Source organism: Variovorax sp. RA8 (genome assembly GCF_901827175.1).
In the GTDB taxonomy this organism is placed as follows: Bacteria; Pseudomonadota; Gammaproteobacteria; order Burkholderiales; family Burkholderiaceae_C; genus Variovorax.
This window is the reverse complement of sequence record NZ_LR594664.1, coordinates 1-24,628: the sequence shown is the minus strand read 5'-3', so window position 1 is coordinate 24,628 and position 24,628 is coordinate 1. Positions and strand designations below refer to the sequence as shown.

Genomic DNA, 24,628 nt, shown 5'->3' with positions numbered 1-24,628 from the left:
TCGTCTGAAGGGGTTAGGTGGTGATACCGCCGCAGAAAGCCGCGGCGGCTGGGTTCAAGCTGCCGCGCGCTCGGCGCTCGGCTCGTCGTTGGCGGCGGGCGCCTCAGCCGCCCGCTCGTCGGCCGGCACGTCCTGCTCGGGCTGCTGCTCGGCCTGGGGCGCCACCGGAGCGCGCTCCGCCGCGGCGGAGATCTGCTGGCGAACCTGGGCGCGGCGCTGCGCGGTCTCTTCGCGGATCTGGGCGAAGTACTCGCGCCCGACTTCCTTGGCCAAGGCGCGCTGCTGCATGCCCTTGGCGTAGATCTCAAGGCCGGTGCCGTGCACCAGGAGGCTCAGCGCGCGATCGAGTTGCTCGGGCTTGGTCGGGTCGAAGCCGAGCTTCACCGCGACGTAGCCTTGCGGGATACCCGTAGCGGAGCCCGCGGTGGCCTGGTCGCCATCTGCCACAAGTCCGTTCAGGCCGGCTGCCGCGCGCCCGGTACCGAGGCGGCCGTTGCGCGACAGCACACCCAGGGTGACGTTCTGCGGGTCGCGCGCTGCGGTCGCGCGCTCCCCCAGGGCTTCCTTGCGCATCTTCACCTGCTCGCCGCGCATCAGGCGCAGCGCGCGGCGGGCGTCCTTGGACTTGGTGAGCAGCAGAATCCCCTTGTCGTTGATCATGATCCCGTAGGGCTTGTTCGACGACAGGAATTCGGTCTCCAACTGCAGGCCGTTGGCCCCCTGCGCCTCCACCAGCTTCTTGATGAACGGCTTGATCTGGGCGCCCCAGACGCGCATCGGCATGAACTGCGCGCCCACGTGGCTCATGATGGCGGGCAGGAGCACGCCGCGCTGGCGCATGCCTTTGTCATCCGTGTAGATGATCGAGCGGCCAACGCGCGACTTCACCGACCAGTCGTAAGCCATGTACATGTTGCCCCCCAGCACGTAGCCGGAGCGGCGGTGCTGGCCGACTGGCGCCAGGTCGAACTCGTCCCGGGTCCAGTTGATCCGCGGGACAGCTTCTCCGAGCACGTTCGCGAAGCGCCAGCTCCGCCCGATGCCAGGCTGAACGTTCACGGGTCGCAAGCGAGAGTAGGTGTTGGTCATCACCGTGCCTGCCACTTCGCCCTTCTTCACGTCGCCACGAACATCCGACAGCAGTGCCCGCAGCGAGTATTCAACGGGGCGCTCCTCGCCCGGGAACACGACTGCAATCTTCCACTTGTGCGGCAGGATCAGCTCGCGCACCTCGGTCGGGAGCTTCATGTTCACGATCACGCCGGTCTTAGCGGGCAGGACAACGGCGCCGTTTCCATCGACCTTCGCGTCTTCCTGGAAGATCGCGCCCGGCACCAGGCCCTCGACGTGAATCTTCAGCCAGTCGGCGCGAAGGTGGGCGCGCTGTGCGGGCTGGTTGGTGAGGACCGCCTCGTTCGTATCGGTGAACCCAGCCGCCACGGCCGCCATCTTGACGATGGCCTGCATGCCCGCGTTCAGCTTTTCCAGGACCTCCGGCTTCCACGACGCCTGGCCGTTCTCGTCGAGCACGAAGTGGCCACCTTCGGCCGCGAGCATCTCGCTGCTGACGGTCGCCGCCGCAACGCACGCCGTCCACGACATCGGCTTGAGGTCGACGTTGTAGGAGATCTTCTTGATGTAGACCGGGCGATCGAAGGCCGACAGCAGATCGTCCTGTTCGGCAGCGCTCTCCCCCGGCTGCGCGCCGGCGGCCAGGGCACTCACCGCCACCGTCGGGGCGGAGGTGTCGGCGGCAGGCGCTTCCGGAGCCTGCTCGGTCGGCTCAACAGTCACTCCCGCAGCCCCGAGCGATTCGTCGCGATTCGTGAGGGTCTCGTTGATCAGAGCTTCCACCATGTTTTCGCGCTCGCCCGAGGTGTCGCCGAAGAAGACGCCCGAGAACTCCTCCTTGGCGCGCCAATCGAACTCGCGGGTCTTTAGCGGGTTCGTTCCCAGCAGCTCATGGCGGTTGAAGGTCTCGTCGAAGCGGTTGAACAGCTGCTCGTACACCTGGCGCTGCTCGGCCACCTTCAGCAGCGGCAGCCGCATCAGGAACATGTTGACCGCGGCGACGCCCGTGATCTCCAGGAAGTTCTCCGGCAGCGCAAGCTTCTTGGCCACGAGCGGCTCGTCCTGCACGTAGCTGCGAACAGCCTCCAGGCCAATCGAGTTGAAGAGGTCGGGCACGTCCTTGATGAGCATCGCGTTCTCGCGGCTCGAACGCACGTTCGCGCTCATCTTCTCGAGCTTGCGGTTCTGCATCATCACGTAGCGCAGCTCGCCATAGATTCCGGTCGTGCAAGTCTCCACCAGCGGGAAGGTGACCTGGTCGTAGCGGTTCACGCGGCCGATCAGCTGGATGCGGTCGGTCACGTTCTCCGGAATCTGGTGCTCCAGCAGCACGCGGCGCGAGCGGTCCAGGAATTGCGGCGATGCGTGCATCGACGCGCCGGTAGCGGCCGAACGGTTGATCAGGAGCGCCTGGATCTCGCCGTTGTTGAAGGCCCGCTTGACGGCGTTGACCGCACGCTTGCTGCGCAGGCGCGGGGTGACCTTCCACATGGCACCGCCGTCCGCGCCGGCGGTGGCGGGCACCGCAGCGTCCGCGGCCTGACCGTTTGCGGGAGCGGCGGCCGGGCTGGCAATGCGCTCCAGGGAAAACGAGCGGCCCGTGATCTCGCTCACGGTGATGCCCGCATCGCGCAGCTTCTGTTCGATCACGTCGAAGGCCGACACCGGGATCTCGGGGATCGCATTGATGAGGCGCTCCAGCTCGGCAACGCCGTCGCGGAAGTGCTGGCGATCAGCGTCCGTCATGTTGGGCAGGTCGAGGATCGAGACCGTGCGGCGGCTCGAAATAACCTTCTTGCCCCGCGCGCCAGCTTCGCCAGGCGCGGCGTCGGCGGGCACTGCGGCGGCGAGGGCTTCGTCCAGATTGACCGCGTCCTCTTCGGCTGCGGCCCGCTCGCCCTCGGTCTGGCGCTGCAGAGAGCGCAGGATCCGGGCCTCGCGCTGGGCGGCGGCCATCTCGGCCGTCAGGGCCGGTCGTGTGCCCTCCTCGCCTTCCTCGCCTTCCGCATTCAGCTCCGCAGCGGCGCGGGCGGCAGCGTCGGCCAAGGCCGGCGCTTCTTCTTCCTCCGGCTCGTCGGGAACATCCTCCTCGGTGATCTCGCGCTGTACGACAGTGGTCAGACGGGGCATCAGCACGGCGCGCACGGCGTCGCGGATGGTCGGCATCTTGATCGCCGAGGGCAGGCCGCCGGCAGTAGGCGGTGCATCGCCCTCACCCTGCCCCTGCGAATCGGCCATCAGCATCCGCGTGAGCGCCTCGTTCGTCGCTTCCGAGACGATGACGGGCTTCATGCCGGCGCGGATGTGCTCGATGGCGCGGTCAGCGACCTGGTCGGCGTTGAGCGCACCCTGCACGGCCTTCATGACCTGGTAGAGCACCGAGCCCGTGCCGAAGCTCGAGCTCATGATGTTGGCGCGGGCGACCGGGGTCTCGGCGGCGGCGTTGGTCTGGTCGACCATCGCGGCGCGGGCCTCCTTCGCCTTGCGCAGCACGCTCACCGCCTCACGGTTGCCCCGCATGAAGATCTGCGACATGTCGCCGGCCAGGTAGGTGGCAGCGCCCAGCGCCTCGGCCACAGCATCGCTCACGCGTTCGTTGTGGGCGCGGCGCTCCTCGACCGTGTAGACGCTCACGTCCAGCTTGGAGAGGTCGTGCTCGCGTCGGATGAGCGCGCCCTCGGACGCCAGCATCGAGCTGAGCACCTCCGAGAACGACTCGCCACCCTTTTTGATCGCGGCAGCCAGGGACGCCACGTTCACGCTGTCCGGCAGCGCGCGCTGGTAGATGTGCAGGTTGTCCTCGGTCTTGCTCCAGGTCGCCGAGGCGTACTGCACGCCCTTGGCGAGCCGGGCCATCTCGGAGATATGGCTGGCAATCTGGCTGTCGGATCCCGCGGCCACATGGGCCTCGTCGAAGATGATGAGCGCGTTGCCCAGCTGGTTCTTCACCCACTGGGCCTTCTCACTCTCCGCGCCGGCGATCTGCGAGTAGGTCAGGAAGCAGGTGTTCAGGCCCTCGTCTTCCAGCTTCGTGCCGGATTCGACCATGGCCTTCGTGCGCGCGGCTGCGAAGCCCTGGGCCAGCACCACCGGCGGCTCGCCTGGGCCGGGCTCCCAGGAGATCTCGCCGTCAGTGTTCATGATCATCGGCCGGACACGGTCCCACTCGCCGATCGCCTTCAGGTCCCGCGCCATGTCGGAGAACAGGTTCGCCTTGTCGGTGACGAAGAAGACTTTCTGATTGCGGCGCAGCGCCCAGGCCATCATCGAGGCCAGCTGCCGGCCCTTGCCGATTCCGGTCTCGTCGGCCAAGATGCTGGCGTAGCCCTCCAGCTGTCGAACGATCATCATCGCGATGCCGTCCACCTGCTCGGGCGAAAGGCGCTTGCCCAGCGCGGTCTCGCCCCAGCCCAGCTCGCGCGTCACCAGGTCGTCGACCTGGCCGTAGAGCGACTCGATGCGGGTCATGGTCGCCTGCAGCGGCGCCTGCATGTTCGAGGGCACCATCGTGCGGGCCTCGCCCATGCGGGAGAAGGCGATGTACGGGCGCTGCACGCGGCCTTCGAGGGCGGCGCGCTCGACATCCACACCCTGTGCCTGGGCGTCCAGCACCTCGGCACGGGCCATGGCCTCGTCGACTGTCGTCTTCAGATCGTCCCACGAGGAGATGACCGGCAGGCTGGTGATGGGGGTCGGCAGCTCCACGCGGCGGTTGACCACCGACAGGATGCGCAGACCCGGGTTGTTCTCGGGCACGCCCGCCTTGCGCGACAGGATCGGTGCGGTCTCGAAGGCGCTCTGGATCTGGTAGCGCTCGTTGACCATCTGAAGGAAGTTGCGCGAGGCGACAGACAGTTCGCCCGGCACCGCGTCAGCGGCCAGGACGATCACGGCGCGGCCACCTTCCTTGAGCGAGCGCAGCGCGTTGATCGCGAGCACGTAGTCCGTGCGGCGGCCGTCGACACCCAGGACCGGGTCCGCGTTGATGAACATCGCGTCGGCGCCGACTTCACGGCCGGGCGAGAACTCGCCGTCCTGCCATTCGGTGCTGGCGCGCAGGTTCACGACGCTGGAGAGCGCCGACATGTCCTTGGTGCCGCGGTAGGCGCGAACGTTGGTGCCTTCGGGCAGGAACGCGAAGCTCGCACCGTCGAAGGCGTTCGGCACCACGACCGTCATGCCTTCGGTGTCGCCCAGCAGGCGCTGGCTGGCCACCGAGACCGGGGTGGGCATCGTGCCGGTCCCGCGTAGGCGGCCGCGGAACGGGGGAAGCAGGTCCGTCAGGCGTGCCGACTCGCCGTAGGCGTCCTGCGCCACCTCGAATCCGTCCCGCAGGTAGCGCAGCAGCGCCGTCTCGATCGCGGCGTGCACCTCGTCGTGCTGCTCGGTCGTGAACGCCACGGGCTCGCCGGCGCTGACCGTGCCGTGCAGGGCCTGCATGAAGCGGTCCATGTCCTCGGTGTGCTGCACTTCGCCCAGCACCATCGAGCGCACGAAGCCATCGGCGCACTGCACCAGCGAAAGCGTGCGGAACTCGTCCGTCGCGCCCTTGGGCAGGCGCAGGAAGACGTGCGGCTGGCTCGATTCCGATTCGTCCACACGCAGCTCGGCGCCCTGGCCCGTCACCTTGATGACGTAGCGAGAGCCGGCGGCTTCGAAAACGCGCTCGCCGTCGGAGTTGCGTCCCAGGAGCACCGCGTTGTTGATGTCGATCGCCGCGGCGCGCTCTTCCTTGCTGGCCGGCCGCTCATCGGGCTTGCGCGCGGTCTGCAGGTTGAGCATGTAGCTCTCGGGCGCCATCTCGCGCACGGCCGCGTTCGGGAACACGGGTCGGAAGTCCGAGGGCTTCGGCCGCTCGCCGGCCTTCACGCGGCGCACGAGGTACTTGCGCGCGCCGCCCGGATGGAAGCCCAGTTGTTGAATTGCCTTGTTCCAGGCGGGATTGAGGTAGGACAGGCCCGTGACGAACAGGTGCAGGTGGGGATCGCCGCCCACCTCGATCGTTGCAATCTTCAGACGTGCACCAGACGCATCGTTCAGGTCAATCCACTTTGGCATCGCGCCCTACTCTCAGAAAAAGGTGCGCACCCACTGGGCTACCCGGGAATCGGGGCCCACGGGTGCGACTGGTTCAGGGATCGAACAGGAGAAAGTTGGATTCGTTCGGAATCCGAAGGACGCTGGCGGTCCCTTCATGCCGCCAGCTTCCTTCCGGCGTTTCAGCCGCGGGGGGCAGCAGCAGCGGCGGCTTCGTTCAGGTCGATGCCGTCGTTTTGCTGGTCGTGGACATCGGGAGCCTGGGTGGACGTGTGCGCGTGCGAATCCTTGTCCTTGTAGAAGCTCTCCAGGCCGGCGGCGGTCCACACGGCGATGTTGTTGATCTCTTCCCAGTCGAGTTGATCCTTGCCTTGGAAGCGCACGACCTTCGCCTTGGGCAGGCCTGCCGGCTTGCCTTCGGCGTCCACCATGATCTGGCCGTCTTCACCGGCGTAGATCGGCGCGAACTTCATGTTGTTCGGCGCGCCTTCGGGCTTCACGCTGATGAACGAGCGATCGCGGTCGAACGGCTCGCCGTTGCCGATGCGGTCACCGGCGCGGACGTGGCTCACGTAGATGTCGACCGGGCCGTCGCCATGCGAGAGGGCGTTGGCAGCCAGCAGGCCGATCACGGTGCGGCCCAGGTTCTGGTCCAGGCGGATCTTCACGCTCTCGCCGTCGGTCAGGCGCACGGTGGCGATCGGGTACTCGACAGCGGGCTGGCCGACCGGCTCGTACTTGTCGGTGCCGACTTTCACGCTCACGACGCTGCCGGACAGCTGGCGGGCGAGCTCGTGCTTGCCTTCGGCGTTCTTGTAGAGGAAGCCGGGCACCTTCGCCTCCGGGTTCTTCGCGATCTCGGCGTCCGACATGTGCTTGTTGGTGCGCTCGACCAGCGAGATGAAGATCAGGGATTGGCGGTTGGTGTTTGCCTTGACGATAGCCATTTGTTCAGCTCCTAGAAAATGAGAACAAAGATGAGACCGCACACGTTTTTGATGTTCGCGAGGCTTGTGCGGCCTCATCTTTGGCCACGCGAACACGTTTGGGGATGGAGCGCGCCTTATCCGCGCGGCGCCTCCGCCATCGGCTCTTCCGCGAATTGGTCCGCGGCTTGCTCGTCAGCGTCAGCCTGGGCCGGCGCAACGAGCGGGAAGTGGGTGTCGATGTAGCGCTCCATCTCTTCCTTGATGGGCTTGTCGATCTTGAAGACGTGCTGCTCGGCCATGTACGCGTCCATGTCGATGCCGAAGGAGTCGGCGTGCTCGGCGAGCTTGTCGGCGTCGATCTTGTCGGCCTTGAATTGCTTCAGGTCCACGCCGAGCGACTTCAGGTGGCGCGCCATGGCGGCCGAGTCGTAGCCGTCCTTCTTGGTGACCATCGCCAGCTGCTCGGGCTTGAGGTCAGCCTGGAGCTTCTCCGTGTCGATCTTCAGGTTCGCGGTGAGCGCGCCGGCGCCGGGCATCACGATCTTGCAGCCGTCCAGCTTGCGGCCTTCAAGGCCCGCGAGCAGTTCGGCGCGCAGCTCGGAGGCGCGCGCATCGGCGGCCTTGGACAGGGCAGAGACGTTCGCCAGGCGCTCGGCCAGCTCGACGTGCTTGGCAACGTAGCCCTCGGCATCCGCCAGGACCGGAGTGCGCACGTACGGCGGCACCTGCTTGGTCATGACGCAGTTCCAGGCCCAGTTGCCGGCCTCGCGCACCAGGTGCTTGAGCTCGTCGTTCACCTCGACAACGTCGTCCTTCAGGCGCCAGCCGGCCCAGTCGAACTGGCTCAGCATCAGGCCATGGATCTCGACGCCGTTCTCCTCGCAGAGGATTGCGCCCTGTGCGAGCTGGCAGCCGTACTGGAAGTGGATCTCGTCGCTCTCTTCGATCTTGCTCGGCGCCTTGTAGTCGATGAGCCAGCGCGACATCGGTCGCTCGGCGGCCATCGGGCGGGTCACTGCCAGAACCTTCGAGGGCAGCATCGCCACTTCGTCGGGGCTGTAGCGCATCCACGGCAGCGAGCCTTGAGCGCTTTTCAGGATCTCGAATGCTTGCAGGTCGCGGTGGGCGCCATACTTCTTGTAGAACTTGCGCGAGTGGGGTTCCTCGTTCTCGTGGCCACGAGTCATGTGCTCGTTGGTCTCGTCGGGGACCTTGCGCATCAGCTTGCCCAGCACGATGTCATGGGCGCTAGCCATGTGGTCGGCACGCACGCCGTGCTGGTTGCGCACCAGCACGCCAATTTCAGAGCCGCCGAAGCCGTTCAGGCGGATGGCGTGCCAGATGGCCTGTTCGCCGTGGAGGTCTACCACGCGGCCGATCCACTGACGGGCGTCGGAGAGTTCGATCAGATCGCGCTGCGGCAGCGCATCCACGAGCGACCACACCTTCTTGGTGATCTCGGCCTTTTCGTCAGCGGTCAGCTGGCGGTCCAGTTCTTCCATCTCGGTTTGCTTCCTCAGTCGGCTCGCATTCTGGCGACCACTTCGCATTCAGCGCTTTGGTCGGTTTTGATGTTTGTAAGCATAGCTTGGCGCGGGCTTTTTTCTTTTTTTGTTTTGTGTTTTGTTTTTGATGCAGCGGCGCAACGGGTCGGAGTACAAACTAAGTAAACATTTCTGCGTTGCCCGGCTCCGGAGGGGTCCGAGACGCTGCGGGAGGTACTTGCTCGGACGAGGCTTACGGCGCCCCATTTGGACCGCGCCGTTTACTAGATGCGGCGCGCTCCACGGGATGAAAGTCACGATTCGATGCTCTGGCTCTGCGGGTAAACCCTGCGCACTTTCCCGTTTCCACCTACCATCGGGCGCTCTCTTATTCGCCCTTCCCCGTGCCCGTTCCCCTCGTCAGCGCCTTGACGCCACTCGCCGTCCCGCGCACGATCCCCCGCCGCCTGATTTCAGAGGCTCCAGGCGCCGCCAACAAAACAGAGCGTCCCGCGATCGCAACCGTCCAAGCGCCAAGGCAGCGGACCGTCACCGTCGACCCGGCGGCCGAGTCAGCTGCGCGGCAGGAATTCATTCGGCAAAGTCTGATGAATCGCTACATCGACGAGTCCAGGGGTCGCATCACGCTCGGCGCGATCATCTGCATGGCGATGGCTGGCATCGCCATCGGCTCCGATGTCCCAGCTTGGCAGGCCATGGCCTGGCTGGTGGTGGCCCTTGCTGGAAACCTTATTCGCTATCTGGCCGAGAACAAGTACGCCTGCACGTTGCGCAAGGCCCCGGCGATCGAGCAGTTCGACTACATCAGGCGGATCGCTCCGATCTATCTCATCCTGGCCTTCGTGTGGGGTTGCTCCACCCTGCTCTTTTTCGGGCGAATGAGTTCTCTGCAGCAGTTCGCCTCATGGTCTCTGCTTGCGGCAATGCTGTACGCCCCCATGGCACGGCTGTCTTTGATCCCGTGCCTGTTCCGGCGCTACGTCGGTGGAATGGTTGCTTCGTCGCTGCTGTGCATTACCTGGATGGTCTGGGGCGGCGGATCACAGGGCGCACTTCTATGGGTCGTTCCAGTCGCGCTCGGACAGCTGCTGCTGGCGTTTCGGATCGCAGGCGACAACCATCAGACCCAGGCCGACCACTACGGCTGCGTCTTCGACCTGGCGGCGCAGAAGCGGGCCGCCGATGACGCGGTGAAGGCCAAGAACCGGTTCCTCGCGGCTGCCGCCCATGACATGCGCCAGCCGGTGATCGCGCTGTCGCTCTATGCCGAGTACCTCGAGTCCTACCCGGATAGCCACGTCGAGGTCGGCCCGAAGATCACACAAGCAACGGCAGCGGTCAACAACCTGTTCAACTCGCTATTCGACCTTGCGCACTTCGACACCGGGGAGGTCAAGCTGACCATCGAGCCGGTGCGCATCGCCGAGGTGATAGACGGCCTGGCCCATGTGGTGGGGCCCGTCGCCAAGGCCTCAGGGATCGAGCTGCGCGTGCGCGTGAACGACGCGCTCTTGCAGACCGACTCGACAAGGCTGCGGCGGATGATCGCAAACGTCCTGTCCAACGCAGTCAGGTACAGCAAGCCGGGCGCCAAGATCCTGCTCGCCGCGCGCGTGCGCCAGGACAAGTTGCGCGTGGAAGTCTGGGACCAGGGGGTCGGAATCGCTGCGGACAAGCTCCCCAAGGTCTTCTCGGAGTTCTATCGGGTCGACACTTCGACGGCCCTGGCACCTGAGGGGATGGGAATCGGCCTGTCGCTGGTTGCCCGCCTGGCCGAGGCGCTCAACACGAAGATCACCATCGCCTCTGTCGAGGGCCGCGGCACGCGCGTCACGATGGAGATCGGGGATGTCGATCCCGACCCGGAGAAGCGCCGGATCGACTTGGCCTTGGGCTGAATACGCTCATCCGGCCGTGGATTGTCTCGTTGTTTCGCCGCGCAACAATGAACGCAACAATGGCGCCGCCCGAGGTCGCCCGCCAGGACCGCCCCATCCAGTAGAACTATGAAGAAGACCCCTTTGCTCGCCTTCCCCACCTCGTCCTCGTCCAAGCCCCAGCCGATTGATCCGGACCTGCTCATGCCCACGACCAAGTACGTGGGACTGCTGCCAGGCGCGAAGCCGCTCGTCTTCAAGAGGGACATCGACAACGATCACTTCAATGCGATCTGCCCCGATTCGCATACATCCTCATTCGAGTACCAGGGCATCACTGTCACGTTCGAGCAGTACAACGAGATCTGCACGTCGAACAGCAACGACACCGCCTGCGTGACGCCAGACGGCGCGGCATGGTTGCTCGAGCTGTACGCCAAGGGCCTTATCCCGATGAGCCGCAAGTCTCCGGGAACACCACCGGAGGAGGCGATCGCGTACAGCCACAGCCACGACGAGTTGGTGCGCCGGAGTGAGCAGAATCGCGCGGAGGCTCGCGCGCGGGCCGAGGCCTACGCCGCCAAACTCGCCAATCCAAACGCGATCCCGGAGAGCGAGTTCACCTACACGCTTCTGAACGACCTGTCGTTTCGCGCCAGGCCCGAAGGCGGGCCCTGCGAATTCGATGCTGGCGGCCTGCGGATCACCAAGCACGTGACCACGCTGCGCAGCAACAGCGGCAAGGACCACGACTCCAGCGTGAGCTTCCAGTGGCGCTCCAACGGCGAGCTGCACACGATCGACAAAGAAAGCCGCTATGCGGGAAACCGGCGCAACGACCCCGAGCGCAACTGGGGACTGCCTCCGTCGGGCTACTGAGCGGCGCGCAGCCAAACCACTTTGTTGCGCCGATTGTTGCGCCCAGCAACAATGATCGCAACAATCCCGGCCCCGCCCTGCCCTAGAAAAAGGCCCCCGACTCGCTCTGAGCCGGAGGCCGAAAGCGCTCTTCCGGCCGTGAGCCGGTTCGCGTCGAGGGGAGACACTTGCAGGGTTTGCGGCGGGCTACTTCTTGCCTCGCTCGCGGAAATCGATGTCGCTCAACTGCTGGTCGAATGTGAAGCGCTGCCGGTAGAAGCGCGGCCTGGCGACGACGCCGCCCGAGCGCATCTTGCTGCGCAGACGCCGCAATGCCCAGACGAGCGTCCGGTTCTTGTACGAGGCGTAGGCGAAGACCGCACACACGCCGAAGGCGATCGCGAGCGTCCACCACGAGAAATGGAAGAGCGCCAGCACCATCGGCGCGCCGGCCTGAGGAGGCAGAGGCGTGCCGGGGATGCGATAGGACTTGCCAGTGCGCGGCCAGTAGCTGCTGCTCACGCGGGCTCCTCCACTTCTGCTTCAGGGGCGGCTTCGGTCGCGGCCACCTGCGTTGCAGCCGGCAGCGAGGTGACCACCGGGCCCGCGTTCGGGTTGAAGCCACGGTGCGCGCAGTAGTCGCTCGCCTCGGCCCGCGTCATGGACGACACCTCGACGAAGCTCTCGTAGCTGATCAGGCCCTCGGCGAGCGCCGCGAAGGCCTTGGACTCGAAGTCGTTGCCCCGCTCCGACACAAGCTTGCGCACGGCCAGGCCCCATTGATGGGATGGCAGGTCTTCCACGCTGCGCTTCACCTCTCGGTCGAAGACGCACCAGGAACGGAAGGCGATCACCTTCCCGTCGAGCCGGCGCGCGAGCTTCTGCGCGATCACCAGGCGGGTCTGCTCGATGAATTCGTTCGCCACGCGGGCATGCTCCACCGGAGGGAAAAGCTGCAGCGTCCGGGAGAGCGCGCGATCTGGCGTCTCAGTGTGCATCGTCGCGTACGCAGCGTGTCCCGTAGCGCCCAACTCGAAGCCGGCGCGAGCGCTGTCCATGTCACGGATTTCGCCCATCTGGATCACCTGCCCCTTCCGGCGCATCGCGTTCGGGCCGACCATGTCCATCGAGCGCAGCTGCGCTCCCATGCCCACTTCGGTCTGCGTCGGCTCTGGCATGAAGCCCTGGGCGTAGCCCTTGAGGAGGTACTCGACCGGCTGCTCATAGGTGAGGATGTGCACCGGATCGTGCCGGCGCTCCTCGAGGCGATACCGGTGCGCGGCCGCCAGCAGCGTCGACTTGCCCGAGCCGGTGGTCCCGACGATCAGCACCATGCCGTAGCGCGGGAACAGGTTGTCCATCAACTCCTGCTCCAGGCCGAGCTGCGCGCACGTCGGGATCTGCTGCGGCATGGCCCGCAGCGTGATGTTGACGCCCGAGGGTGTGTTCCCCACCGAGCAGCCCGTGGCGTTCAGACGGAATGAAAGAACCTTATCCCGCGAGACGACTGCGTCCACGCGCGAGTCGATCGCGTTGGCCGCGCCGATTTCGGTCTGGCCGCTCTCGTTGAAGAGGAGCGAAAGGATCGTGTTCACCTCGGAGTCGTCCAGGCGGCGATCCGTCACCGGATGCCACATGCGGTTCACCTCAGCCCAGACGAAGTCAGTCGAGGAGAACTTGATGTCGGACACGCCCAGGTCGTAGACGTTAGCCAGGAATTCGTTGAGGTCCTGACGCCGGATGTTGCCGATCGGCAAATGGAAGCGCGGGACCGCCTTTTCTGCTGCGTCGAGCACGGCTCGCTATTCCAGTGGCTTCCAGCGGCTCGAATCCTCGAAGCCAGCCTGGCGGGTGATACGGAACATTGTGTTGCCCACCGAGATCGTGTTCGGGCTCTCGTGGTCGACCATGGTCTGCGCGCTGGCGACGACCGGGATGGTGACCATGCCCCGCTTCCACAGATCGTAGAAGAGGCGCATGCCGAAGTAGGTCTTCTCCAGGTTGGCCACGTTCAGGTCGAAGATCTGCTGCGCCTGCGCACGCCCGGTGGCCACCGCCTGGGCCACTTCCTTCTTCCAGAACGCCTGCTCGGTACCGTCGCGCGGCAGCAGGCTTTTGACCGATGACATGTCGGCCGAGTCCTCGGTCGGCAAGCCCAGCAGCAGCCAGTCGCGCCACGTCGGAGCGATGGCCACGAAGCGCGCGGGCTCCTCGATCTTGTAGATGGCACCGGAGACACGCATGGTGGTCGCCTCCAGCGAGATCGCGTCGCGGCTTTCCAAGATGACGGGAGGCAGAACGCCCGGCCCCATCATCAGGCCGCCGAAGTCGAAGCGCTTGTCGAGCTCGTGGGCGCGCTTGGCAACCTCTGCCGCGATCTCACGCGAGCGCTGCAGCAAGCCCAGGCGCGTGCCCAGGCCGAATGCGGTTTCGCGCAGCGCCGTCTCGCGCACCATGCTCAGGCGGCTCTCCGACTCGGTCGCGCCCTGCGCGTTCATGAGAGATTCGATCGAGAGCGTCTGGGTTTGTGCCGCGGCCGCCTGCCCGCCGGCGAGCGCCATCACGACGAAGGCCAGCCGCGAGGCCTTGAAGAAGGGGGTCCTGTTCATGGGGCGCTGGGCAATCAGAAGGCGCGGTAGCGAATCTCGACGCCCGAGGGCAGCAGCACCAGGTCAGCGCGCTGGCCGAGCTGGTAGCCGATGTCACGCATCACCTCGTCGACGGGCACGCCGAGGGCATGCACCTGGACGTAGAGCGGAAGACGCGGAGTCGGGCCCGTGACGGACAGCTTCTGGCCGGTCACGGGTTCGAGGTTCTTCAGCAGATCGTTCGCGTCACCGCGCCAGGTCACCCAGAGCTTGCCGTCCGCCATGCGAGGCGCGGGTGCCTTGGCGTCAGCACTGCCCGTGAAGGCCGCCTGTTCTGCGGATTTCTGGAAGAGCCGGTCGAGCTGCACAGCCACCGGATCGCTCGAAGGAGGAGGCGCCGGCGGCGCGGCACAGCCGACAAGTGCAAGGAGCGCTGCGGCGACTGCACCAGCGCCGAGGGTCCGGGGAAAGTGTGTCATATCGGTACGAAGTTGAATGGCCGATGCCTTTAGTTCGTGCCGATACTATCTCACGGCGTAATACAGGGCAAGGTAACGCGCGCTTTTCGCATGCAATTCCGATGTGCCGCTGTTGATCTTTCGAGACGCTAGGCCGCCATTCGCGGCGCTCTTTGCTCGATGTCGACTTCCTGCGGGCCGCGCGCCCGAGACTCCCGCATCTTGGCCAACTCGCCAGTGCGAAGTGCCTCGAAGATGGACTCGGTCGTGACAGCCTTCTCGCCCGAGACGCGCTCGGCCAGCCAGCGGCCGCAGTCCTTGAGCACTGACCAGACCTCCTGAAACAGCCCCTTGGGCGCCGGTTCGGTGATCTCCATCTCGCCGCTGCTCCAGAGCGCGAACGCGTGCGCGGCGCACTCTTCGGGATGCGAGCACTGGCGCGCCGCGTCGAGCTCGCCCAGCTGGATCAAGGTCTGCTGCGTGCGGCGTGCGAGCGGCTTGTGCGAGGCGAACTCGCGCTGCATGGCCACGCGCTCCTCGACGGTCAGCATGTGCTCGGTCGCGAAGTGCCAGGCCTCGTGCCGGGCGGCTCGGTCCAGGTTCTGGGCGTGCAGGTTGAGCAGGATGCCGTTGTTGATGTACTTGCCGGCGACCTGGCGGTGTGTGGCGATGTCGTAGAGCTGGTCCATCAGCTTGACGTGCCGGGCCGTGCCCATCATGAGCTCGCACTCCGCAAGGACGCGATTCACCTCGGCCTGGCCGTTGCGCGCGCCTTTCCAGACGGGGGACATACTGTAGAGCGGCATAGGTCCTCGCAGGACTTCCTTCATCTCGGGGGTCATCGGGAACTGCGGCACGTCGTACGTGGTGCCGTTCAGGGTCACCTGCCCCATCGTGACCTTGGCGCCCATGGGCTTGAGCAGCTTGTCGGCCAGCTTGGGAAGGATGTTCTTGTAGAAGTCGTCCAGACTCGCGCTGCCGCCGGCGCGGCCGCCGTTGCGCATCGACTGGGTGATCCAGGCGAACTGGTTGACCGCGGGGATCGCCGCGGCACGCTGTATGAGGCGGCGAAGGATCAGCCCCGACCATTCCTCGGTGTTGGTGACGAACGGTGCAGCGGGGGTGCTCCCGGACCAGCCGGCCTTTCGGCCTTCCTCGGCAGCGGCGATCATCTCCGGGTCTTTGGGGTCGTACTTCACGCCGCGCAGCTCGACCGTCGCCTTGGACCGGATCGCAGACTCAAGGAACTGCCGGTCGCCGTAGCTAGCGCCGTCCCCCAGGCGGGTCATCAGCAGGCTGATAACGGCCTCCCGCGCGGCCCTTCGGCTGGCCTTGCCGCCGGCTTGCGCCCAGTCGCTCTGGATCTCCTCGACGAAAAAGAGGCTGCCGCGCTCGGTAATACGCGCGTGCGCCATGATGTTCTTGTCGACGGTACCGTCGAGGGCGTCTCTGAAGTGCGGGGTCTCGTAGTCCCAGGCTTTCGGGAGCAGATCCCGCAGCGCCTTCATCTGGGCTTGCATCCGGCCCGGCAGTTCCGGATCGTCCATGAGCGACTCCAGGCTGAAGGCCAGGTCCGCGGCGTCGTACTGCATCGCTTCGAGGCGGTATTCCAGCTCGCTCAGTTCGTCCTGGACGTTGTCGCGTTGGGAGTTCAGCACGTAGAGCAGCTCTTTGTAGTCGCCGCCCGGGTGCCGCCATGCGGCGTACCGGGGGCTCTTGAGCTCCAGCTCCTTCACCGTGGGCAGCCCAGACAACACCAGGCCGGCGACCTGCTCCTTGGTGAGGGACTTCTCGATGGACGTCTCCAGGCTCTCCAGGATCTTGCTGTCCTCCAGCTCGGAGCGCTTGACGCCCTTGGTCTGCAAAGCCCGGATCATGGACGCCCATTGCTTAGGCGGCGCCTTGCCCTGGTTGCCGTTGATCAGGAGCTGGTGCAGTTTCGAGAAGAAGCCCGCCCCACCCGACACTGCGGCGGTCTCGAGCGTATGACGAGCGTTCAGATAGCAGTAGCGGTCGCCTTTGGAATTGATCATTCGTAGAAGCAGTTTGTTGCGGGAGAAAGTTCGAAGCAGTATAGGTTGCGGCTTCGCAACATCGGCGGAAGTTTCCTCATGGCATTGTGCACAGCCATGCGGGGCGCCTTTGAGGAGGGCTGGTCGAGCGCTCGCCTATTTCTCGCACAGCGCCGCTGGTCGACGGCTGTCGCAGTTCTCTACCAGCGCCTTCGGAACTGGCGCCGGCCGCTGGTAGAAGTCTGGCATAGGGCTCAACCAGCGGGCGTCGGGCGCCTTCGGTCGCCGGCGTCCTGTTGGTAGAAGTCTGGCCTAGCCCTCTACCACCACCGCTGGGCCCTGCTCGTGCGCCTCCTCCCGTCGCTGCACTTGGTCGATCTCTATGCCAGACCTGGTCGAAGTCTGATCTGCCGGCCATAGGACTCGCACGATCTCTTCGTCCGTCGCCCTCCTCTGGTAGAGCATTCGCCCAGTCCTGGAGCCGCCCTGAACCAGCCTTGAGATGGTCTAGAACTGGTTTAGCGCTCGCGCAGGGTTGGTACGGTGTTCTACCGGCAGGCTTTCGTCTGCCTTGACTAATGGCTGTATCGTGTGACATTCTTATTCGCGGTGAAGTATTTCCACGAAACAAGGATCTTTTATGAGCAGTGAATCTGGCGCGCCTATCGTGGCAGCTATCGACCTCGGCTACGGCCTGACGAAGTTCACGCGGCGCAATGCCGACACCGGAGCAATCGAGTACGACCTCTTCCCCTCGGTCGCTTTCGGCGTCGATCGCCGTCGCTACGAGCTCGAGGAGCGCCGCAGTGAGAACGTGAAGGTCGTGTCGTACAACGGCGAATCGTTCGTGGTCGGGCCCGACGTCATGAGCCGGGCCGCCTCCAGCTCGGACTTCGGGCGTCATCTGGACGACAAGTACTACGAGAGCGCGCCTTATCACGCCCTAATGCGCGGCGCCCTCGCCTATATGGAAGAGGACCGCATCGACGTGCTGGTCCTGGGCCTGCCGGTTAGCCATTTCCGCGATCCGGGCAAGCCCGCGGCCCTCAAGAAGGCCTACACCGGCAAGATCAGCCTGGACGGCGAGCGCAGCGTGTTGATCGACAAGGTCATCGTGCGCCCGCAGCCGATGGGCGGCTTCTACAGCCTGGATCGGCAGATCGACGGCATCAACACCACGATCGCGCGCTTCCCGCAGTCGGGCCTGAAGCCCCTGGCGGACTGGGACCAACTGGTCGACACGATGACTGTGGTCACGGTCGATCCGGGCGAGTACACGCTGGACTGGCTGCTGGTGAACCGCGGCAAGCCGAACACCGACGTCTCAGGCGCCGCCGGCGATGCGGGGCGCCATCGGGTCATGACCTCGGTGAAGGAACACCTGGAGGCCAAGCTTGGCCGCGCCATTGCCCCGACGAACCTGAATCGCCTGAACAACTCGCTTCGCACGGGCGCCGTCTTCAAGCTGGACGGGCGTGCGATCGACATGAAGGACCCCGAGATTCTGGCGGCCGCCCGCCGCGCTGTGCGCGATCCAGTGAGCATCATGATGAACGGCATCAAGGGCGCATGGGACATCATCGACATGGTCGTGTTGGTCGGCGGACACCCATCGCACTACGGCGAAGAGATCGCCGAGCGCATGCCCGACATGCCGATCTATGTGCCCAAGCACTCGGTCTTCAGCAACGTCGAAGGTCTGCAGCTGATCGGCGAGGGCATCGCCCAGGCCGAGGCTCGCGCCGAAGCCGAGGCGCTTTGAAGTTGACCATGACTCGCCGAATTGAGATTCGCGTGGGGGTCACCCACGCTGTGAGCCCGGCCAAGTACGGCCGGGAAGGTGCCGGCCGATGAGCCAGAGCGATGACATCCTGGACTTCCGCGTGCGGGTCCACCGCGACGAAAGCCCCATGCTTTTTCGCGCAATCGCCGCCCTTGAGTCAGCGCCTGGCATGCGCAAGCGAAACCTCTTCGTGCGCCAGCTCATGGAGATGGGCTTGATGGTGATGGAGGAGCGGATGCGAAACCAGAACGGTCTCGCAACCCGGATTTCCCGCGGACTGGCCGACGAGGTGAGTGCCTCGGCAGGGATGATGGTGCGCGCTTCCGGGCTGCCTGCGGCGACGCAACTGACCCCTGAATCGACGACCGCGGCTGAAATTGTTGGTGCCGCTCCGGCTACTCCGGCGCCGGTCAACACCGCCCAGGCCACGGTCGCAGCGAGCGCGACTTCGTCTCCGGTCGAGACCGCGCCGCCGGCGGTCGCTCCCGCCCCCGCCCCAGTGCCGCAGCCGGTCACGGTCGCCGCTCCGGTGGCCGCGTACAGCCCGCCTGCGGACGACGATCGCCCTCCTCCGCGAGTTGGCGGCGCGCGGGCGGTGCGGATGCTCGACGGTGAGTCGTTCCGGTGACCGCTGGGATTGCACCCCGCGAGCGACTGCTATTAAGGCCCTTACTAGCAGTCGCCTGGCAAATTCGCCCATTTTTTTGGCGCTCAACTGCTAATAAGGCCTTTATTACCAGTTATCTGGCATGTTTTGCGGTCTTTGAGGCATGCCGGGAACTGCTAATAAGGTCCTTACTAGCAGTTAGCGGCGCCACGGCCTGCGCGGCGGGTTTCCCTGCTCCCAGCCGCCCTCGCAACGCCTTACGCCATGCGACTGCTAGTAAGGCTCTTATTAGCAGTGAGGCGCATGTGGAAGCGGCGGCCATTTCCGAAGGCACGCAACTGCTAGTAAGGCCTTTACTAGCGGTTGCTCGTCCGACTTGTTAACAAGAACTCTCACTCTTATCAGCCATTTGGGGGAAATCCGGGGAGAACACCCCTTTTGGAGCCTTGGCCCGCAGCGAGCGAAGCAGCCCCAGGAACTCGCCCTGAAGAGGTCCTCAAGCCCCAAAAGCCTTGATCCACCCCAGACCCAGAACCCAACCAGAACCGCGACCCGGCAAGCCCAGCTCCACCCGCCTGGCGCCGGGACCGAGACCCAAGATGAGCTTCAACCCTGACCTGAATCCCGACTCCGGCCCGAACAGCGTTCGCAGAGAACCCGAAGACCCGACCGCTCACGACCCTTTCGCGAACACCCATCCGTCGGGATCCGGCTATTCAATGAACTCGGCGCCGGACGATTCCGCTCCCGCACAACGCCTCAGCAATTGGTACGCGAGCGCGGTGCAGCCGGTCAGCGCGAAAACCGCCGCGAGCTACCGGCGGACCTTCGATACGCTGATTTCCCGCACCGCGTCTCTGCTCGACCTCTCACCCGATTCCGTTGCGATCGCCGATCTCATCGAGCAGCTCCGCTCCGACCCGACCCTCAAGGTCGACAGCAAACGGACCTACCGGGCCGCCATCGCCTGGGCGCTACGGCAGCCGGACATTGAGTTCTCGCAGCCGGCGCGAGAGAAAGGCCTGGAACTCATCGCGGCCTTCAATCCCCGCGAAGGCGCCAAACAGGAGATCGTCAGGAACAGCCGCGTTTCGGCTCGCACAATTCCGGAGGAGGATCTCGGTCCACTCTTGAACGCACTCCTCGGCGCACGTGTGACCAAGCAGGCCTGGGCCACCAAGACCACGTCCTGGCTGAATGCCGGGATTGCGACTGGCGCGCGCCCGGGCGAATGGGAGTTCGCCTACTGGTTCAATCGCGATCGACGGATCCTGCGGCTGCCCAATGCGAAGCTCAAAAAGCAGGCCCCCTTCCGGTGGCAGCACATTCCCGAGCGGCTCCTCAACCGGGCTGACGCCGACCTGGCCTCCATGGCCGACGCCGATCCGGAGAACATTTCGCTTGTCGTCGCGGCCGCCAAACGCCACTCCGATCTGCTCGCGCGCAATCTGGCCTTTTTCGACCAGGCCGAGGCTGGAACCGATGCTGGCAATGCCGAGGCCATCGACACGCTCCGCCGACTGCGCGCCTGGGAACTGCACAACGCCGGACTCGCCTGGCGCGACATCGAAGTGCCTGGGCGCTGGGTCGGCGCCGTCGACGCCCACCTGACGAACCTGGCGAACTACCTATCCGGCCCACCGGACCGGTTCGGCTCCCCCACTTTCAAGCGCTACTACGACGGCTGCCGAACCGCACTGCGAACCGCCTGCCTCTCCGCCTTCCAAGATGGGCGCCTTTATTCGCTCTACGACACCAGGTCGACCGCTGCGGCCAACATGCAGGCCACTATCGGGGCCGAGGCGGCGGCCACCGTCATGGGCCACTACATGAAACGGAAGCGGACGATCAAGGCGAACTACGCGGGGCCGGACAGGGCGTACCGAGGGGCTGGGCGCTTCGCCCCGGGCCTGGCCGATACCCAGAACCAGCGCGACCAGGCGGCAGATCGCACTGCGCCGCGAGGCCCCTCGGATTCGGGCGGGGCCGGTGACACGCCGGATGCGACCAGCCACGGGCCGCTACTCGGGGAGTGATGATTGTTGCGGTCATTGTTGCGCTGCGCAACAAATAGGGCAACAAAGGCCGGGCGCCCACGCCTTGCGCCATTGGGCCGGGAGGAAAAGCGGACGCCGCGACCACCTTCACGCCATCGCACCCCCTGCTGAGCCCAACCCTCACGAACGGAAATCCCGGCTTCCGCAACGATCCCGGCCGACGCCGCTATCAGGCGCTGTCATTGCCAGGCCGTTGATGAGTCGGCGGCTGAGAACCGACAGGAAGCGAGTGAGTCGAGAGTTGTGCATGCCCTCCTCCGAACCGACATCTCTCCTCCTCCCTTCGCGCTCAAGGTCCGCAGCAGACGATGTTTCACGGAAATCTTAGGGCCCAGATTTTCTTGAGTCCCGACAAGGAGTTACGTCGTATTTGATTTCGCCGTGAGCAGAATGTTTCACGGAAACTGCGGGCTGCCCGTGTGAATTGGCTCGAACAGTTCATAATTCAGTTACCAATAACCAAACCCAGTCGGAACTTCCGTGAGCGGCACACCATCCCCTCCAACGCCACCTCAGACCGCGTCGCCTCGGGGAGCGTCGCTCGCGCTGCTTGCGCTTGAATCCGGAGCAGGATGGCCGCCCTTCTGCTCCCTGGCAGAACTCGCACGCATGCTGACAATGATGCACGGGAACCAGGCCCCAACCGAGTCGTCACTCAAGAAGTGGAGCGCGGCCGGAGAGTTCGACAGGTGCGTTGCTACCGACCAATCAGCCGCGGCCAGCCCGGAGCCTCGCGCGTTCACCCGCGAGGACTTGCTTCGGCGAGGAAAGCGCGCCGGACGCCCGGGCCTGCGGCTGGACACCCGAGCGGCGATCGCCCGGGTCTATGAGTTATGGCCACACCTGACGGACACCGGCTCCCAAGCTGTCCTCGACTTGGCGGTTGCCCGTGTGGCCGAAGGCCTCCAGTCACGACTCGCCCAGATCGCACCTGCCGCGCGAGCGCCCTCCCCTGCCCCCGACCCGGGCCAGCGCGCCAGTTCAAGTGAGGGGTGGCGACCTGGTCCCCACCCCCCATCGGGCGGATCTGCAGCGACCAGCGACCCGGCCTTCCAGGCGCTAGAGAAGAAGGTGGCCGACATGCACAGGGATCTACTCGAGTTGAAGCGCGAACTCGTCCAGTTCACGGCCCTGAGGAACAACCTCATTACGCGCCTCGACGACGCCGTGGCCCGCGCGCAGGAAGCGATCGCCGCAGTTGGCGGCCGAGCTGCCCCAGGGCCGGACCCGCTGGTAGAGGCCAGGCGCGACCGGGATATGGGCGTGGTGAAGTCGATGCTCGGCGAGATCCTGGCTTCGGTGGGTAAGAAGTAGATAGGGACCCGCGCAACGGGTGGCTCGGATTTCGGGTGGCGACCTGGTCCCCACCCCTGGGGAACGCTCTGAAACCAGCCATTGGCCCTGGACCAAGAGGTGGCGCCCTTTAAGTGGCGACCTGGTCCCCACCGCTCGAAGCACCCTCCTGGCCAAAAAAAAAAGTGGCCGAAGCCACCCTCTTTTCGTTGCCCAGCAACCTCTACTGTTCGGCAACAACCTTTTCGATCGCCGCCATGATCGCCTCGACCTTTTCATCGGCAAGTCCTGGATCCAGCGTGAAGATGGTTCGTCCGACCGCGTCACGACGCCATGATCCGAAAGCCCCGGCCGCCGTGGTTAGTTTCCGCGGCCCCGTGGCCTCCACCCCCACGCCAAGGAGCGCGGCTATCACCGCGCTCGGCCGGAGCGTGCCCGTTCGCTGCCGCAGCTTCTCTGCACGCCGGAGTACCGCCTTGGAGTTCTCGTCCAACGCGGCCTGCAACAACTCTGCGTGAGCCGGCTTGATTTCCAGGGGGGAGTCGAAAGCCTCTACGATCGCCGGCGGAAGACGTGCGACCTGCAGGCACTTGGCAATCCACCGGCGACTCACTCCGACCGCCTCCGCCAGCTGCCGCTCGGATCTGAAGAAGCCCTCTTCCAACGCCGCGATATAGGACATGCCGGACTCGTACGCCGAGAGGTCCGTTCGGTCGCGATTCTCCCGCTCCATCGCGAGGAAGTGGGCCTGCGCGCTCAGTGGCTTGTCCCAGATTACCGCGAGGACGGGAATCCCCAGCTCAAGGCAGGCTTGATGGCGCCGATGGCCAAACACCAGCTCGTAGCCGCCTTCTGCCTTCGGAAAGACCAGGATCGGCTGAACGTTGCCCTCGGAATGCTGGATGCTCTGCTTCAGGCGTTCAAAGTCTGGGGTCTCGAACGAACGCAGATGCCGGTTCGCAAAGCGCGACCGACTGATGGTGGAAGGGTCCAACGCGGTGGTGGCCATCGAGCCGTCCCACCTGCTGAGCTTCTCTCGCAGCTGTGCGAGTTCCGATTGAAGGTCGACGATCTGCCCGCTTGCCTGCATCAAGCGGCCCGGCGCCGTCCTCGCCGGGCCAGATGGCGCTGGCACTTCCGGCTGTGAGTGGAGCGATTTCTCTGCCATCTTCTCCTCGACCAGCCGAGTCGTGTCGAAGATTCTCTTGTTAAAACTTGCCATCGCTCACTCCTTCAGACCGCTGGGGTGGCGACCTGGTCCCCACCCCCCACGACCTGCTGTTTTCTGGCCGCTCCGACCAGCAATCTGTTGCGCCAGGTCTGGACGATCGATGCCTCGATCAGCTCGACGAATCGGTCGTAGGCGTCGAGGGCTCGCTTGTAGGTGCGGGCATTCATGTCGTTGCGCCCCACGTCGTAGATGGTCCCGAACTGGGCAGCCGAACTCTTCGTGGCGGAGGTCTTCGGGATCTCGATGGGGAGGAGGTACTCGCCATAGACCGACTGAACCCACCGGCGGACTGGGCCCGTCACGGCGTCGACGTTGTCGGGCTCGACCTGGGTGAGCAGCACGTGAATGAAGTCGTAGAACTTCGGGTCTGGCCCGCGCTTCTCGAGATCCGATCCTAGGTCTGAGAACAGAGCCCAAAACTGGGAGAGGCTCGCGTAGTCCAGGGCGGATGGCGGGATCGGGACGATCAGGCCGTCCGCGGCGAAGAGGGCGTTCAAGGTGACGTAGCTCAGGCTCGGCGGCGTGTCGATGATGATCACGTCGTACAGATCACGCAGCGGCTCTAGCCCCTCATTGACAACGTTCCAGAACTTGGCGGTCCGGTCAGCGGTGACCAAGCTCGGCAGCATGAACTCGGCGTCGAAGAGGAGGGGGGCCGCTGCGATCAGGTCCAGCCCATCCCAGTAGGTGTCGCGTACGGCGTAGCGCAGGTCATCAAACTGGAGCTGTCTCTTCGCGGGCTCTTCCCCTCTGTTGCTGATCAGCTCGAGGATCGTCATGTCCGAGTCGATGTCCGCCCCAGGAAGCAAGCCGAACAACGTGCTCATCGAGCCTTGCGGGTCGCAATCGACGGCCAGCACCTTGTGCCCGCGCAACGCCAAGCCCTGGGCAAGGACTGTGGCGGTCGTCGTCTTGTTCGATCCCCCCTTGAAGTTGCTGCTGGCAAGAGTCAGCGCCTTCTGGCCAGCCGGACGCATCCGATCGGCGCGAAAAGAACGGGTCCAGACTCGCGACTCAGGCACGGTGAATTCGCGCAGTCCTCCAGTTGCGGTCACGCGGCCCACCGGCAGATCCCCGCGGGTGACCCTGTAGGCCAGCTTCGCCTTATCTATCCCGCAAAGTGCGGCCAGGCGGGTGGAGGAAATCATGGGGGCGCTTTTCTCGGCGCCCGGTGCCAGCAGGGTCCCACGCAGCTCGTGCATCATGTCTCCGGCACGCTGGGAAAGTCTGGCGATCTGCCCCATGCTGATCCGGGCCAGTGGGGCGAGGGCAGGGGTGGGGACCAGGTCGCCACCCCCATCGGTTTGCGCTTCAGTTGCCAC

Annotated in this window: 16 protein-coding genes; 6 read left to right on the top strand and 10 right to left on the bottom strand. The window is 65.2% G+C overall.

Translation table 11 applies throughout. The annotated features are described in order from the left end of the window. Nucleotides 1–54: 54 nt before the first annotated feature. The 3 genes from E5P3_RS33120 to E5P3_RS33110 form a co-directional block, all read right to left on the bottom strand. Nucleotides 55–6,129 carry a strawberry notch C-terminal domain-containing protein gene (locus E5P3_RS33120; RefSeq protein WP_162590315.1) on the bottom strand — a complete coding sequence of 2,025 codons (6,075 nt, stop codon included), beginning with the start codon at nt 6,127–6,129 and terminating at the stop codon, nt 55–57. Between the two features lie 161 nt (nt 6,130–6,290). Further along, entirely contained in the window at nt 6,291–7,055 is a 765-nt protein-coding gene (locus E5P3_RS33115) for a hypothetical protein (protein ID WP_162590314.1), read from the bottom strand. Between the two features lie 116 nt (nt 7,056–7,171). Next, on the bottom strand, nt 7,172–8,539 hold the full coding sequence (locus E5P3_RS33110; protein WP_162590313.1) for a YqaJ viral recombinase family protein: 1,368 nt from the start codon (nt 8,537–8,539) through the stop codon (nt 7,172–7,174). A 410-nt stretch (nt 8,540–8,949) separates the two neighbouring features. Between E5P3_RS33110 and E5P3_RS33105 the strand changes: the two genes are divergently transcribed. Both E5P3_RS33105 and E5P3_RS33100 read left to right on the top strand, forming a co-directional pair. Continuing rightward, on the top strand, nt 8,950–10,440 hold the full coding sequence (locus E5P3_RS33105) for a sensor histidine kinase (protein ID WP_162590312.1): 1,491 nt from the start codon (nt 8,950–8,952) through the stop codon (nt 10,438–10,440). 108 nt (nt 10,441–10,548) lie between these two features. Beyond that, the gene (locus E5P3_RS33100) at nt 10,549–11,298 is read left to right on the top strand and encodes a hypothetical protein (protein WP_162590311.1); all 750 of its coding nucleotides are present in this window, start codon (nt 10,549–10,551) and stop codon (nt 11,296–11,298) included. Nucleotides 11,299–11,484: 186 nt separating this feature from the next. Here E5P3_RS33100 and icmT read toward each other — a convergent pair whose 3' ends face one another. The 5 genes from icmT to E5P3_RS33075 form a co-directional block, all read right to left on the bottom strand. Then, the gene (gene icmT, locus E5P3_RS33095; RefSeq protein WP_162590310.1) at nt 11,485–11,799 is read right to left on the bottom strand and encodes an IcmT/TraK family protein; all 315 of its coding nucleotides are present in this window, start codon (nt 11,797–11,799) and stop codon (nt 11,485–11,487) included. Next, entirely contained in the window at nt 11,796–13,073 is a 1,278-nt protein-coding gene (locus E5P3_RS33090) for an ATPase, T2SS/T4P/T4SS family (protein ID WP_162590309.1), read from the bottom strand. The genes icmT and E5P3_RS33090 overlap by 4 nt, the downstream gene beginning before the upstream one ends. A 6-nt stretch (nt 13,074–13,079) precedes the next feature. After that, nucleotides 13,080–13,886: a type IV secretory system conjugative DNA transfer family protein gene (locus E5P3_RS33085; RefSeq protein WP_162590308.1), complete on the bottom strand. Its 807-nt coding sequence runs from the start codon at nt 13,884–13,886 to the stop codon at nt 13,080–13,082. A 14-nt stretch (nt 13,887–13,900) separates the two neighbouring features. Beyond that, entirely contained in the window at nt 13,901–14,239 is a 339-nt protein-coding gene (locus E5P3_RS33080; protein ID WP_162590307.1) for a DotD/TraH family lipoprotein, read from the bottom strand. A gap of 233 nt (nt 14,240–14,472) precedes the next feature. Beyond that, nucleotides 14,473–16,356 carry a hypothetical protein gene (locus tag E5P3_RS33075; RefSeq protein ID WP_162590306.1) on the bottom strand — a complete coding sequence of 628 codons (1,884 nt, stop codon included), beginning with the start codon at nt 16,354–16,356 and terminating at the stop codon, nt 14,473–14,475. Between the two features lie 619 nt (nt 16,357–16,975). Between E5P3_RS33075 and E5P3_RS33070 the strand changes: the two genes are divergently transcribed. From E5P3_RS33070 to E5P3_RS33055, 4 genes are all read left to right on the top strand, one after another. After that, nucleotides 16,976–18,097: a hypothetical protein gene (locus tag E5P3_RS33070; protein WP_162590305.1), complete on the top strand. Its 1,122-nt coding sequence runs from the start codon at nt 16,976–16,978 to the stop codon at nt 18,095–18,097. Nucleotides 18,098–18,185: 88 nt separating this feature from the next. Further along, on the top strand, nt 18,186–18,746 hold the full coding sequence (locus tag E5P3_RS33065; RefSeq protein WP_162590304.1) for a hypothetical protein: 561 nt from the start codon (nt 18,186–18,188) through the stop codon (nt 18,744–18,746). A gap of 578 nt (nt 18,747–19,324) precedes the next feature. Next, complete coding sequence (locus E5P3_RS33060; protein ID WP_162590303.1) at nt 19,325–20,761, top strand: hypothetical protein; 1,437 nt, start codon at nt 19,325–19,327, stop codon at nt 20,759–20,761. A 1,101-nt stretch (nt 20,762–21,862) separates the two neighbouring features. After that, entirely contained in the window at nt 21,863–22,096 is a 234-nt protein-coding gene (locus E5P3_RS33055; protein WP_162590302.1) for a hypothetical protein, read from the top strand. Between the two features lie 202 nt (nt 22,097–22,298). Here E5P3_RS33055 and E5P3_RS33050 read toward each other — a convergent pair whose 3' ends face one another. Then, entirely contained in the window at nt 22,299–23,297 is a 999-nt protein-coding gene (locus E5P3_RS33050; RefSeq protein ID WP_162590301.1) for a ParB/RepB/Spo0J family partition protein, read from the bottom strand. Nucleotides 23,298–23,308: 11 nt separating this feature from the next. Then, a partial coding sequence (locus E5P3_RS33045) for an AAA family ATPase (protein ID WP_332107417.1) occupies nt 23,309–24,628 on the bottom strand: 1,320 nt, incomplete at its 5' end.